Here is a 13,815-nt window from a genome sequence, read left to right on the forward strand (position 1 = left end):
CAAGCCCAATGGTCGACCCCGAGTGCACTCTCGTGCGCCAAATGGGGGATGGTAGAGACAGTCAGGGCAACCTCGAAGAAGAGGCACAACGTCGGTGAGGGATGACGTGAGCGAGCACACCAACAACGCTGTAGTACTGCGGTACGGCGACGGCGAGTACACCTACCCGGTGATCGACAGCACCGTCGGCGACAAGGGCTTCGACATCGGGAAGCTCCGCGCCCAGACCGGTCTGGTGACCCTGGACAGCGGATACGGCAACACCGCCGCCTATAAATCCGCCGTCACCTACCTCGACGGCGAAGCCGGCATCCTGCGGTACCGCGGCTACCCGATCGAGCAGCTGGCCGAGCGCTCCACCTTCCTGGAGGTGGCCTACCTGCTGATCAACGGTGAGCTGCCGACCGTCGACGAGCTCTCCCTGTTCAAGAACGACATCACGCAGCACACCCTGCTGCACGAGGACGTCAAGAACTTCTACCGCGGCTTCCCGCGCGACGCCCACCCGATGGCCATGCTGTCCTCGGTGGTCTCCGCGCTGTCCACGTTCTACCAGGACAGCCACAACCCGTTCGACGAGAAGCAGCGCAACCTCTCGACCATCCGGCTGCTCGCCAAGCTCCCGACGATCGCCGCGTACGCGTACAAGAAGTCGATCGGTCACCCGTTCGTCTACCCGCGCAACGACCTCGGCTACGTCGAGAACTTCCTGCGCATGACCTTCTCGGTCCCCGCGCAGGAGTACGAGCTCGACCCGGTCGTCGTCTCCGCCCTGGACAAGCTGCTCATCCTGCACGCCGACCACGAGCAGAACTGTTCGACCTCCACGGTCCGCCTGGTCGGCTCCTCGCAGGCGAACATGTTCGCCTCGATCTCCGCCGGCATCAACGCGCTCTGGGGCCCGCTGCACGGCGGCGCCAACCAGTCGGTGCTGGAGATGCTGGAGGGCATCCGCGACTCCGGCGGCGACGTCGACACCTTCATCCGCAAGGTGAAGAACAAGGAGGACGGCGTCCGCCTGATGGGCTTCGGCCACCGGGTCTACAAGAACTTCGACCCGCGCGCCAAGATCATCAAGGCCGCCGCGCACGACGTGCTGTCCGCCCTCGGCAAGTCCGACGAGCTGCTGGACATCGCGCTGAAGCTGGAGGAGCACGCGCTCTCCGACGACTACTTCGTCTCGCGCAGCCTTTACCCGAACGTCGACTTCTACACCGGTCTGATCTACCGGGCCATGGGCTTCCCGACCGAGATGTTCACGGTCCTGTTCGCCCTGGGCCGCCTCCCGGGCTGGATCGCCCAGTGGCACGAGATGATCAAGGAGCCCGGCTCCCGCATCGGCCGCCCGCGCCAGATCTACACCGGTGTGGTGGAGCGGGACTTCGTCCCGGTCGAGGAGCGCTGAGCCCTGCGGGGCTGAGTGCGGAGGGTTCGGTGGGCCGCGGGTGCAGCGGTCTCCGGCCGGAAGTGGCGCGTGGCCTGCCGTCGATCGTCTGCGGCACCGTCGTGGCTGGTCGCGCAGTTCCCCGCGCCCCTCAGGGCGTTGCCGGACCGGAGTGGACTTCGTCCCGCCTCGGCCGCGCTGAAGTGTCGACGGTGCTGTGATCGTGAGAAGCAGGGGCTGTCCGTGAGGGTGGCCCCTGCGGCGTGTTGGCGTACGGAAGCGCCTGGCTGTGCCGTCGTGGCTCGGCGCGCAGTTCCCTGGGCCCCCGGTGGGCTGCCGAACCGGAGTGAAACAGGAGCCGTCCGTCAGGGCGGCTCCTTTGCGTGTCGGCGCATACAGAAGGCGCCCTGGTGCGCCGGTCCCCCCACGGGCCGACGACCAGGGCGCCTTCCCATGTCCCGGTGCGGATTCCCCCCACGGGATCCGGCCGGGCGCTTGTGAGGACACAGCGCCTGAATCGCTGATGCCGATATGCGGTTGTCGTGCCGGCGGGAGTTGAGCAGAACGAGCAGAACTCGCCGTACTCCTGCCGTGTGCGGTCTGCCGGGACAACGCACGCTGGGAGGGCCGCTCAAAGCTTCCCGGTGTGCGTGCCCCGGCAACGCATCTCTGAGGAAGTCCCCCAAGACATCCCCAGATGTCAGGTCGCGCCCCCCAAGACGCTTGCTGACATCGTCAACTTAGACCTTCGAACCCCTTCGATGGTTACGTTCGCATCACTGTGATCTGTGTCTCTTGCATATGTCCTGAAAGATGCGCAAGAGCCCGGATACAGCGACCGAGGCCCAAGCGTAAGGATGATGCGCGAGCCTTGTGAAGAGCTTATGTGAGGCTCGCGCCGGACTCCAGGGGGACTGTTGTTTCGGGTTGGCCTAACCGTAGGTAACTTGCGTGGCCGCCCCGGACCGCGTCAGCGGAACGTCCGCAGCCGCAGGCTGTTCGTCACCACGAACACCGACGAGAAGGCCATCGCCGCCCCCGCCAGCATCGGGTTCAGCAGCCCCGCCGCGGCCAGCGGCAGCGCGGCCACGTTGTAGCCGAAGGCCCACACCAGGTTCCCCTTGATCGTGGCCAGGGTCCGCCGGGAGAGCCGGATGGCGTCCGCGGCGATCCGCAGGTCGCCGCGGACCAGGGTCAGGTCGCCCGCCTCGATCGCCGCGTCCGTGCCCGTCCCCATGGCCAGGCCCAGATCGGCCGTGGCGAGCGCCGCCGCGTCGTTGACGCCGTCGCCGACCATCGCGACGACCCGTCCCTCGCCTTGCAGCCGCTCGACGACGGCGACCTTCTCCTCCGGCAGCACCTCGGCCACCACCTCGTCGATCCCGACCCGCGCGGCCACCGCCTCGGCCACCGCCCGGTTGTCGCCGGTCAGCAGCACCGGCGTGAGCCCCAGCGCGCGCAGCCGCCGTACCGCTTCCGCGCTGGTCTCCTTGACCGCGTCGGCGACCGCGAGCACCCCGCGCGGGGCCCCGTCCCAGCCGACGACGACCGCGGTGCGTCCGCCCCGCTCGGCCTCGTCCTTGGCGCGGGCCAGCTCCGCCGGGAGACTCCCGGCGTGCTCGGCGAGCCGCCCCACGGCCACCTCGTGGCCTTCCACGCGCCCGCGTACGCCACGCCCGGGCACGTTCTCGAAGTGCTCGGCCACGGGCAGCCGGCCGGCCCGTTCCTCCGCGCCCGCGGCCACCGCGCGGGCGACCGGGTGCTCGGAGGCGTGCTCCAGGGCGCCCGCGAGCCGCAGCACCTGCTTCTCGTCGACGCCCTCGGCCGCGTACACCTCGTGGAGGGTCATCCGGCCGGTGGTCACCGTGCCCGTCTTGTCGAGGACCACGGTGTCCACGCGCCGCGTGCTTTCCAGGACCTCCGGCCCCTTGATGAGGATGCCCAGCTGGGCGCCGCGTCCCGTCCCCACCAGCAGCGCGGTGGGCGTGGCGAGCCCCAGGGCGCACGGGCAGGCGATGATCAGCACCGCGACCGCCGCCGTGAACGCGGCCGCGGTGTCCCCGGTGAGCGCGATCCACGCGCCGAAGGTCGCCGCCGCGATCAGCAGCACCACCGGGACGAAGACCCCGGCGACCCGGTCGGCCAGCCGCTGCACCTCGGCCTTGCCGTTCTGCGCGTCCTCGACCAGCCGCGTCATCCGCGCGAGCCGGGTGTCGGCGCCGATCCGGGAGGCCTCCACGACGAGCCGCCCGCCGGCGTTGACGGTGGCGCCGGTGACGACGTCGCCCGGTCCGACGTCCACCGGGACCGACTCGCCGGTCAGCATCGACGCGTCCACCGCGGACACGCCCTCGACGACGGTCCCGTCGGTGGCGATCTTCTCTCCGGGCCGTACGACGAACCGGTCCCCTACGGCCAGCCGGTCCACCGGGATCCGCACCTCGCGCCCGTCCCGCAGCACGGCGACGTCCTTGGCGCCCAGCTCCATCAGCGCCCGCAGCGCCGCTCCCGCGCGGCGCTTGGATCGGGCCTCCAGGTAGTGGCCGAGGAGGATGAAAGCGGTGACCCCGGCGGCGACCTCCAGATAGATCGCCGACGCGCCGTCCGTCCGCGAGACGGTCAGCTCGAAGGAGTGCCGCATGCCGTGCATGCCCGCGTCGCCGAAGAACAGCGCCCACAGCGACCAGCCGAACGCGGCAAGCGTGCCGACGGAGACGAGCGTGTCCATGGTGGAGGCGCCGTGCCGAAGGTTCGTCCACGCCGACCGGTGGAACGGCAGGGCGCCCCACACGACCACGGGCGAGGCCAGGGTCAGCGACAGCCACTGCCAGTTCTCGAACTGCAGCGCCGGGACCATCGCGAGCAGCACGACGGGCGCGGCGAGGAGGGCGGAGACGACGAGCCGGCCGCGCAGCGCGGCCAGTTCGAGGTCGGCCGGGGCCTCCTCCGCCTGTTCGGGGTCCGGGGCGGGGGGCGCGGGCTCCTCGGCGGTGTACCCGGTCTTCACGACGGTGGCGATCAGGTCGGCGACCTCGGTCCCGGCGGGGTAGGAGATCTTCGCCTTCTCCGTGGCGTAGTTGACCGTGGCGGTGACGCCGTCCATGCGGTTGAGCTTCTTCTCCACGCGGGCCGCGCAGGAGGCGCAGGTCATCCCGCCGATGAGCAGCTCGACCTCGGTGGTGCCGCCCGCGTCGGTCAGGGTGGCGGCGCCGGCTATCGGGGTCCCTGTGGCTGTGGTGCTGGACATGTCCGTACTCCTGAGAGCGAACGGGCCGTACGGACCCGGCGACGCGGTCGGTACGGCCCGATGCGGGGGAGGGTGAGGGCGGAGCGCCCGAGGCGGCCCGCGGAGCTCGATGAGCTCAAGGGCGCTCGGGGTGTGGCGCCCGGGGGCGGGCGCCGTGGGAACGGGTGCCCGGCGAGGGGCGTCTCAGGCGCGGCCGACCAGTTCGAAGCCCGCCTCGTCGACGGCGGCGCGCACGGCCTCCTCGTCCAGCGGCTCGGTGGAGACGACGGTGACCTCGCCGCTGGAGGCGACGGCCTGTACCGAGCTGACGCCCGGAAGCTCCGAGATCTCGCCGGAGACGGCGCCCTCGCAGTGGCCGCAGCTCATGCCGCTCACCTTGAAGACGGTGGTGACGGAGCCCGGAGTGTCGGTGTGGGCGGTCATGTCGTTACTCCTCGTCGGGGCGTGGGACTGAGGGGGCCTGTGGGAGCCTCCGCTTACGAGACTATACCCCTAGGGGGTATTTATCCAAGGAACCCCGGCCCCGGGCGGAGTGAGGCGGGGGGTGTCGTCAGCCCTGACCGGGGCGGTCGTCCATCAGTGGTCGCAGGTAGCGGACGAGGACGTTCTTCAGCTCCTCGACGTACGCGTCCCGCTCGGCGCCCTCGTGGCCGAGGACCAGTTCCAGTCCCGACTTGTAGATGCCGAGGCACATGTGGGCGGTGCGGGTGAGGGCGGCGGGCGGCGTGTCGGGCAGGAGCGAGGCGAGGAGGTCCTCGATCCGGGAGAGCAGCGTGGTGTGCAGCGCGTCGTGCTGCTCGGCCACGCGGCCCGGGATGTCGGGGCCGTGCATCAGGGCGAAGAACACCGGGTGCTCGCAGTTGAAGGCGATGAACCGGTCGACGGCGGCGCCGACGGCCTCCTCCAGCGGGGTCGCGGGGTCGACCGGGGCGAGCGCCTCGCCGTAGGTCTCGCGCATCTCGTGCATGAGCCGGCCGCCCAGCTCGATCGCGATCGCTTCCTTGTTGGGGAAGAACTGGTAGAGCGTCCCCGGGGAGACGCCGGCCTCGCGGGCGATGGCGTTGGTGCTGGCGGCCGTGTAGCCGGTGGTGCAGAAGACGGACGCGGCGGCCTCCAGGAGCTGGGCGATACGGCGCTCACCGCGGGCCTGGCGGCGGCGCGGCTGCTCCTTCTCCTGGCTCCCGGCGGCGTCGGGCGCGGTCTCGGGCGCGGTGTCTGGCGCGGTCTCGGGCACGCGTTTTCCCCAGTTCTCCGAACACGATTGACAAACACGAGCGGGCGCTCGCATTCTGGATCCGGTGAAACGCGAGCGACGTCTCGTGTTCGCCAGTCTATGGCTGTGCCTGTGGCTGTGGCAGATCCATGCTGCCTGTCCGCGGCCGTCGGGGCGTGACGCGCTCCGCGGTCGCGGCGCGTCCGGCGCGTTCGGTGTGTCCGGGTCGCGGCGCGTTCAGTGAGTCCGGTAGGGGGAGTCAAGGTGAAGGGGCACCGCACGATGACCGAAGTCGACGGCCCGCCGCGCGTCGGGGGCTGGACGCGGCGCGTGATCGCGCGCCCCCGGCTGACCCTGCTCGCCGCGCTGGTGCTCACCGCCCTCGCGGTGCTGGCCGGCAGCGGAGTCGCCGACCGGCTCGGCAGCGGCGGCTGGCAGGACCCGGCCGCGCAGTCCACGTACGCGACCGAGGCCCTGGAGCGCGAGTTCCCCGACTCCCAGCCGAACCTGCTGCTGCTCGTCGACACCGGCCGGGCCTCGGTCGACGATCCGGCGGTCGCCGCCGAAGCCGGCCGGCTGGTGAAGCGGCTGGCCGCCGAGAAGGGCGTCGTCGGCGTGGGCTCCTACTGGCAGGCGCCGGCCGACCGGGCCCCCGCCCTGCGCGCCGAGGACGGCCATGAGGCGCTGATCGCCGCCCGGCTCACCGGTGACGAGAAGACCACGGGCGAGACCCTCGAACGCATCGCCCCCACCTACCGGGGCGCGCACGGCCCGGTGAAGGTCACGCTCGGCGGCATGGTCGCCGTGCGGCACGAGATGCAGACGACCATCCAGGAGGACCTCCTCCGCGCCGAGATCATCGCCCTGCCGATCACCCTGGTGCTGCTGGTGATGGTCTTCGGCAGCGCGGTCGCCGCCCTGCTCCCGCTCGGCATCGGCATCGTCGCCATCCTGGGCACCAACGCGGTTCTCAGCGGCCTCGCGGAGTTCACCGACGTCTCCATCTTCGCGATGAACCTCACCACGGCCCTCGGCCTCGGACTCGCCATCGACTACGCCCTGTTCATCGTCCGCCGCTTCCGGGAGGAGCTCGCCACCGGCGCCGAGCCGCCGACGGCCATCGCCACCACGCTGCGCACGGCGGGCCGCACCGTGCTGTTCTCCGCGCTCACGGTCGCGGTGTCCCTCGCGGCGATGCTCGTCTTCCCCCAGTACTTCCTGCGCTCCTTCGCCTACGCGGGCATCGCGGTCGTGCTGCTGGCCGCCGCGGCGGCCCTGATCCTGCTGCCGGCCGCCCTCATCCTGCTCGGCCACCGCGTCGACGCCCTGGACCTGCGCCGCCTGTTCCGCAGGGGCGGGCGGGCAGCGGAGCCCGTGGGCGGGACCGGCCGGGAGAGCGGCACGGCCTGGGCGCGCACGGCGACGCTGGTGATGCGCCGCGCCCCCTTCTTCGCCCTGGCGACCACAGCCGTCCTCGTCCTCCTCGGCCTGCCCTTCCTGGGCGTCCGATTCGGCACCGCCGACGACCGTCAGCTGCCCGCATCCGCCGAGTCCCACGTCGTGCAGCAGCACATCCGGGACGGCTTCCCGGGCAGCCCCGGCGGCGCGCTGGAAGTCCTCGCCGAGGGCAGGGCGAGCGCGTCCCAGTACGCGGAGTACGGGCAGCGCGTCGCCGCCCTGCCTGAAGTGGCCCGGGTGGACGGCCCGTTGGTGAAGGGCGACACCGCCTACTTCACGGTGCAGCCCGAGGGCGAGGCCGTGGGCGACTCCGCCCAGCGCCTGGTCGGCGACCTGCGCGCGCTCGACGCACCCTTCGACGCCAAGGTGACCGGCACGGCGGCCGTCCTGGTCGACTCCAAGCACGCGATCGCCGAGCGGCTCCCCTGGGCGCTGGCCGTCATCGCGATCGTCACCCTGCTGCTGGTCTTCCTGCTCACGGGCAGCGTGCTCATACCGGTCCAGGCGGTCCTGCTCAACGCGCTCAGCCTGACGGCGATGTTCGGCGCGGTGGTCTGGGTCTTCCAGGACGGCCACCTCTCCGGCCTCCTGGGCTTCACCAGCCCCGGTTCCATCGAGACGACCCTGCCCGTCCTGATGTTCTGCGTCGCCTTCGGCCTCTCCATGGACTACGGCGTCTTCCTGCTCTCGCGGATCAAGGAGGAGTACGACCACACCGGGGACCACGAAGGGGCGGTCCGCCTGGGCCTCCAGCGCACGGGCGGTCTGATCACCGCGGCGGCCGTCATCCTGGCCGTGGTGATGGTCGCGATAGGCACCTCGCGCGTGACCAACACCAAGATGCTCGGCCTGGGCATCGCGCTGGCCGTCCTGATGGACGCGATGGTCGTCCGCAGCCTCCTGGTGCCGGCGATCATGCGGCTCACCGGCAGGGCCACCTGGTGGGCGCCGGCCCCCCTGCGCCGGTTCCACGCCCGCTTCGGAGTCAGCGAGGGAGGAGGCCCGGCCCCGGCCGCCGAGACCTCACCCGAGCACGACACCGTGGGGGCGCGAGGCTAGCGTTCGCGGTGGTCCCTGTGGTCCCGGTGGTCCGGGGCGAGCCCGGTGGTCCCAAGTGCCGCGGACGGCCAGGGCGACGGCGAAGGTGAGGGTGAGGGCGCATGCGGGCTGTGGTGTTCGAGCGGTACGGCGAGCCGGCCGAGGTGCGGGAGGTGGCCGACCCTAGGCCCGCCCCGCACGGAGTGGTCGTGCGCGTGGAGGCCACCGGCCTGTGCCGCAGCGACTGGCACGGCTGGATGGGCCACGATCCCGACATCACCTTGCCGCACGTCCCCGGTCATGAACTCGCAGGAGTCGTCGAAGAGGTGGGCGACCAGGTCACCCGCCGGCGCCCCGGGGACCGGGTGACCGTGCCGTTCGTGTGCGGCTGCGGCGCCTGCCCGTCCTGCGCGGCGGGCGACCACCAGGTGTGCGAGCGCCAGACCCAGCCCGGCTTCACCCACTGGGGCTCCTTCGCCCAGTACGTGGCCCTGGACCACGCCGACGTGAACCTGGTCGCGATCCCCGACGAGCTGTCCTACGCCACCGCGGCCTCGCTCGGCTGCCGGTTCGCGACCGCGTTCCGGGCGGTCGTGCGGCAGGGCCGGGTGGCGGCGGGGGAGTGGGTCGCCGTGCACGGCTGCGGCGGAGTGGGTCTGTCGGCGGTGATGATCGCCGCGGCCTGCGGGGCGAGGACGGTCGCCGTGGACGTCTCCCCGCAGGCCCTGGAACTGGCGCGGCGGTTCGGCGCGACCGTGTGCCTGGACGCGCGGGAGACACCGGACACCGCGTCCGCGATCCGCGAGCTGACCGGCGGCGCCCACCTCTCCCTGGACGCGCTCGGCTCGCCCGCCACCTGCGCCGCGTCGGTGAACGGCCTGCGCCGCCGCGGCCGGCACGTCCAGGTCGGCCTGCTGCCCTCGCCGGACGGCACGACCCCCGTCCCGCTGGCCCGAGCCGTCGCCCTGGAGCTGGAACTCCTCGGCAGCCACGGCATGGCCGCCCACGCCTACCCGGAGATGCTGGAACTGGTCCGGGCCGGCGTGCTGCGCCCCGACCTGCTGGTGACGTCGACGATCGCGCTGGACGCCGTACCGAAGGCGCTGGCCGCGCTGGGCGCGGCGCCGGGAGCGGGAGTGACGGTCATCGAGCCGTGGCGGTGAGGGCGGCCCACTCCCGGTCCAGGAGCGCCATCAGCACCTCGTCCACCCACTTCCCGCCCCGGAACGCGGCTTCCCGCCGCACGCCCTCGACCGTGAAGCCGACCTTCTCGTAGACCCGCCGGGCGCGCGCGTTGTCGCCGTACAGCTCCAACTGCACCCGGTGCAGACCCAGTCGCTCGAAGGCGTGCCCGACGATGAGCCGGGTCGCCTCGGTGCCGAGACCCCGGCCGCGCCCCTCGGGCCCGATCAGCGTGCGGAAGGTGCAGGCGCGGGCGTCCGGGTCCCAGTCGTGCAGGACGACCTCGCCGACGAGGAGGCCGCTCGCGCGGTCGGTGACGGCGAGGTCGAGCCGGTCGGGCTGGGCGGAGCGGGTCGCGTACCAGGAACGCACGCGGTCCAGGGTGAGGTCGCCGCTCGCCGGGAAGGTGAAACGGACCACCTCGGGGTCGCCGATGATCTCCCACATGGTCTCCGCGTCGGCCTCGGTGAAGGGCCGCAGGACGGTCTTCTCGCCGGTGAGAGTCGGCTTGACGGTGAAGTCCATGGGCAGCACTGTGCCCCACCCGGAGGCGGGGCACAGAACGCTTTTTCCGCTGTCAGCCCTGGCCGCGACCGCGGTTGCCGGGCCGGGACGCGACCCAGGCCCGGACGGTGTCCGCGTACCAGAACGGTTTACCGCCCTCCACATGGTCGGGCGCGGGCAGCAGCCCGTGTTTGCGGTAGGACCGCACGGTGTCGGGCTGCACGCTGATGTGCGCCGCGATCTCCTTGTAGGACCACAGCCGTCGGTCGGTCATGGGCCGCACCTCCCTGCGCGCGCCGGGGCGGCGGCCGGAAGGCCACCCGGGGGAGCCCGGCACTGCACTGACGATCACCAAGCCATCGCCCGCCCAACGACACACGGTGACGGTGCGGCTACGGCTGTGGGCGGCCTGTGACACCCCACCCGTCAAACGCGGACATGCGTGACTTTGTAACAGAGGGCGCGGAAGGCGCCCCTGAGGGGCGCGGGCAACCGCGCGACAAGCCCCGAACAACCCGCACCCGCCCGATGATGGGCGCGGAAGGTGCCCCCCTGAGGGGCGCGGGGAATTGCGCGACAAACCACAGACAACCCGCACCCGCCTGACGAGGGGCGCGGAAGTTGCCCCTGAGGGGCGCGGGGAACTGCGCGACAAGCCCCGGCCAACCCGCACCCGCCCGACAACCCGCCCCACTCGCAACCCGACGCGCCCCGCACAACCGCCGGAGGCCCCCTCAGGCCCCGCAAGACCGCAGGAACGCCCGGGTCCGCTGAGCGATCGGCAGCGGGGTGTCCGGCTCGCAGGGGTACATGTCCTGCTCGACGATCGCGAACAGGTCGACGTCCAGCTTCCGCGCCGCCTCCAGCACGGGACCCAGCGCCGGCACCCCGGACGGCGGCTCGCACATCACGCCCTGCGCGACGGCGGGGCCGAACGGCGTGCCCTTCGCCCGCACGTCCGCGAGGATCTCCGGGTCCACCTGCTTGAGGTGCAGGTAGCCGATCCGCTCCCCGTAGGTCTCGATCAGCTTGACGCTGTCGCCGCCGCAGTACGCGTAGTGCCCGGTGTCGAGGCAGAGGGACACCAGGTCGGAGTCGGTGCCGTCGAGGAAGCGGACGACGTTCTCCTCGCTGTCGATGTGGGTGTCGGCGTGCGGGTGGACGACGATCCGCAACCCGTACCGCTCCCGCACCTCCTTGCCCAGCCGCTCGGTCAGCGAGGTCAGGTTGCGCCACTGCTCGGGCGTCAGCGTGTCCGGCTCCAGCACCTCGCCGGTCTTGTCGTCCCGCCAGAAGGACGGGATGACGACCAGGTGGGAGGCGCCCATGGCCTGTGCGAGCACCGCGTTGTCCGCGACGTGCGCCCAGGTCTTCTCCCAGACGGCCTCGCCGTGGTGCAGCCCGGTGAAGACCGTGCCGGCCGACACCTTCAGGCCACGCTTGGCGGTCTCCTCGCCGAGGACGGCCGGGTCGGTCGGCAGGTACCCGTAGGGGCCCAGCTCGATCCATTCGTAGCCGGACTGCGCGACCTCGTCGAGGAAGCGCCGCCAGGGCACCTGCTGCGGGTCGTCCGGGAACCAGACGCCCCAGCTGTCGGGGGCCGAACCGATCCGGATGCGGGACGCGCCGGGAGCGGGGGACTGGGGCGAGGGCTGAGGTGACAACGACGTCATGGCCGTCAGCGTGAAGTCTCGCCGTCAGGGGTGTCAAGGGCCTGGTCCGAATGTCTGGACAAAACATTGACAGGGCGCACCGTGCGGGACTAGAAAGCCGTGGAGAGCCGACACGGCGGCGCATCCGGCGACGCACCCGCACGGGTGAGGGCCGACACGGGTGTGGGCCGACACGAAGGGAACTCGATGGCGTACGACCTGATCACTATGGGGCGGATCGGGGTGGACCTGTACCCGCTGCAGACGGGCGTGCCGCTCCCGCAGGTCACGTCCTTCGGGAAGTTCCTCGGCGGCTCGGCCGCGAACGTCGCCGTCGCCGCGGCCCGCCTCGGCCTGGACACCGCGGTGATCACCCGCACCGGCGACGACCCCTTCGGCGTCTACCTGCACGAGGCGCTGCGCGGTTTCGGCGTCGACGACCGCTGGGTCACCTCGGTCCCCGGGCTCGCGACGCCGCTGACCTTCTGCGAAATCTTCCCGCCGGACGACTTCCCGCTCTACTTCTACCGCCGGCCCAAGGCGCCCGACCTGGAGATCGACGCCCACGAGCTCGACCTGGACGCCGTCCGCGACGCCCGTGTCTTCTGGGTCACCGGCACCGGCCTGAGCGAGGAGCCCAGCCGCACGGCGACGCTGGCGGCCCTCGCGCACCGCGCCAAGGCCGGCACCACGGTGTTCGACCTCGACTGGCGCCCCATGTTCTGGACCGACCCCGACGCGGCCCGCCCCTTCTACGCCGAGGCCCTCAAACACACCACGGTCGCCGTCGGCAACCTGGACGAGGTGGAGATCGCCACCGGGGTGCGCGAACCGCACGCGGCGGCGCGGGCACTGCTGGACGCCGGCGTGGAATTGGCCGTCGTCAAGCAGGGGCCCAAGGGCGTGCTCGCCGTCAACAGCCACGGCGAGTCGGCCGAGGTGCCGCCGCTGCCCGTCGACGTCCTGAACGGCCTCGGCGCGGGCGACGCCTTCGGCGGCTCCCTGTGCCGCGGGCTGCTCGCCGGCTGGGACCTGGAGACGACCATGCGGCACGCCAACGCCGCCGGCGCCATCGTCGCCTCCCGCCTGGAGTGCTCCTCCGCGATGCCGACCCCGGCCGAGGTCGAGGCCGCGCTCACCGCCGGAGCGGTGCGGTGAGGGCGGACCACAGGGAAGAAGCCGCCCCGCCGGCGCCCCGAACCCCGGCCCACCACGACAGCAGCCCCGCCACCACGCCCCTCCCCAAGGTCGACGTCTCCGAGCTCGTCCGGCTGCGCACCCACCACCCCGAGGCGATCGCCGAGGCGGCCGCCCGCCGCCCCCGCCGCCCGCTGGTCGCCGACTCGGGCCGGCTGATGATCGTCGCCGCCGACCATCCGGCCCGCGGCGCGCTCAGCGCGGGCGGCGACAGGCTCGCCATGGCCAACCGCGCCGACCTGCTCGAACGCCTGTGTCTCGCACTGAGCCGCCCCGGCGTCGACGGCGTCCTCGCGACCGCCGACATCCTCGACGACCTGCTCCTCCTCGGCGCCCTCGATGGCAAGGTCGTCATGGGCTCGATGAACCGGGGCGGCCTGCAGGGCGCGGTCTTCGAGCTCGACGACCGCTTCACCGGCCACCGCGCCGAGGACATCGAGCGCCTCAACTTCGACGCGGGCAAACTGCTGCTGCGCATCGACTACGACGACCCGGGCTCCCTCACCACCCTTGAGGCCACGGCCCGCGCGATCGACGACATGGCGGCCCGCCGACTGCCCCTGTTCGTCGAGCCGTTCATCAGCCGCCGCACCCCCGACGGCACGCTGAGGAACGACCTCTCGCCCGAGGCCGTCACCAAGTCCATCGCCATCGCCTCGGGCCTGGGCGGCAGTTCGGCCTACACCTGGCTGAAGGTGCCGGTCACCGACAACCCCGACGACATGGCCGAGGTCATGGAGACCTCCACCCTCCCCGCCGTGCTCCTCGGCGGCGAGGTCGGCGGCTCCGTCGAGGACCAGGAGGCCGCGTACGAGAAGTGGCGGGGGGCGCTGCGACTGCCCACCGTCCGGGGGCTGGTCGTCGGCCGTTCCCTGCTGTACCCGGCGGACGGGGACGTCGCCGCCGCCGTGGACACCGCCGTAGGACTGCTGTGAGGGTG

The 13,815-nt window shown here is 72.1% G+C and carries 11 protein-coding genes; 5 read left to right on the forward strand and 6 right to left on the reverse strand.

Going from position 1 to position 13,815, the window contains the following annotated elements:
• Positions 1–106 precede the first annotated feature (106 nt).
• Positions 107–1,405: a citrate synthase gene (locus tag EV567_RS01205; RefSeq protein WP_130436682.1), complete on the forward strand. Its 1,299-nt coding sequence runs from the start codon at positions 107–109 to the stop codon at positions 1,403–1,405.
• Positions 1,406–2,354: 949 nt separating this feature from the next.
• Here the strand turns inward: EV567_RS01205 and EV567_RS01210 are convergent.
• From EV567_RS01210 to EV567_RS01220, 3 genes are all read right to left on the reverse strand, one after another.
• Positions 2,355–4,631, reverse strand: coding sequence for a cation-translocating P-type ATPase (locus tag EV567_RS01210; RefSeq protein WP_130436683.1), 2,277 nt, complete (start codon positions 4,629–4,631; stop codon positions 2,355–2,357).
• A 183-nt stretch (positions 4,632–4,814) separates the two neighbouring features.
• Positions 4,815–5,054 (reverse strand): heavy-metal-associated domain-containing protein, encoded by a 240-nt coding sequence (locus EV567_RS01215; RefSeq protein ID WP_130436684.1) that lies wholly within the window; start codon positions 5,052–5,054, stop codon positions 4,815–4,817.
• Between the two features lie 127 nt (positions 5,055–5,181).
• Positions 5,182–5,865: a TetR/AcrR family transcriptional regulator gene (locus EV567_RS01220; RefSeq protein WP_242620637.1), complete on the reverse strand. Its 684-nt coding sequence runs from the start codon at positions 5,863–5,865 to the stop codon at positions 5,182–5,184.
• Between the two features lie 261 nt (positions 5,866–6,126).
• Here EV567_RS01220 and EV567_RS01225 point away from each other — a divergent pair, with 261 nt between their 5' ends.
• Both EV567_RS01225 and EV567_RS01230 read left to right on the forward strand, forming a co-directional pair.
• Positions 6,127–8,361: an MMPL family transporter gene (locus EV567_RS01225; protein ID WP_130436686.1), complete on the forward strand. Its 2,235-nt coding sequence runs from the start codon at positions 6,127–6,129 to the stop codon at positions 8,359–8,361.
• A gap of 101 nt (positions 8,362–8,462) precedes the next feature.
• A complete protein-coding gene (locus EV567_RS01230; RefSeq protein ID WP_130436687.1) occupies positions 8,463–9,503 on the forward strand; it encodes a zinc-dependent alcohol dehydrogenase family protein in 1,041 nt (346 codons plus the stop codon).
• Here the strand turns inward: EV567_RS01230 and EV567_RS01235 are convergent.
• The 3 genes from EV567_RS01235 to EV567_RS01245 all read right to left on the reverse strand — a co-directional run bounded on the left by EV567_RS01235 (position 9,484) and on the right by EV567_RS01245 (position 11,699).
• Positions 9,484–10,047 carry a GNAT family N-acetyltransferase gene (locus EV567_RS01235; protein WP_207228646.1) on the reverse strand — a complete coding sequence of 188 codons (564 nt, stop codon included), beginning with the start codon at positions 10,045–10,047 and terminating at the stop codon, positions 9,484–9,486. The two genes, EV567_RS01230 and EV567_RS01235, sit on opposite strands and share 20 nt — an antisense overlap.
• Positions 10,048–10,099: 52 nt before the next feature.
• Entirely contained in the window at positions 10,100–10,300 is a 201-nt protein-coding gene (locus EV567_RS01240; protein WP_130436688.1) for an AlpA family transcriptional regulator, read from the reverse strand.
• Positions 10,301–10,760: 460 nt separating this feature from the next.
• Entirely contained in the window at positions 10,761–11,699 is a 939-nt protein-coding gene (locus tag EV567_RS01245) for a sugar phosphate isomerase/epimerase (RefSeq protein ID WP_130436689.1), read from the reverse strand.
• 186 nt (positions 11,700–11,885) lie between these two features.
• Here EV567_RS01245 and iolC point away from each other — a divergent pair, with 186 nt between their 5' ends.
• On the forward strand, positions 11,886–12,836 hold the full coding sequence (gene iolC, locus EV567_RS01250; RefSeq protein WP_130436690.1) for a 5-dehydro-2-deoxygluconokinase: 951 nt from the start codon (positions 11,886–11,888) through the stop codon (positions 12,834–12,836).
• A 113-nt stretch (positions 12,837–12,949) separates the two neighbouring features.
• Positions 12,950–13,810 carry a deoxyribose-phosphate aldolase gene (locus tag EV567_RS01255; RefSeq protein WP_130437523.1) on the forward strand — a complete coding sequence of 287 codons (861 nt, stop codon included), beginning with the start codon at positions 12,950–12,952 and terminating at the stop codon, positions 13,808–13,810.
• Positions 13,811–13,815 lie beyond the last annotated feature (5 nt).

Source organism: Streptomyces sp. BK239, assembly GCF_004217285.1.
GTDB lineage: Bacteria > Actinomycetota > Actinomycetes > Streptomycetales > Streptomycetaceae > Streptomyces.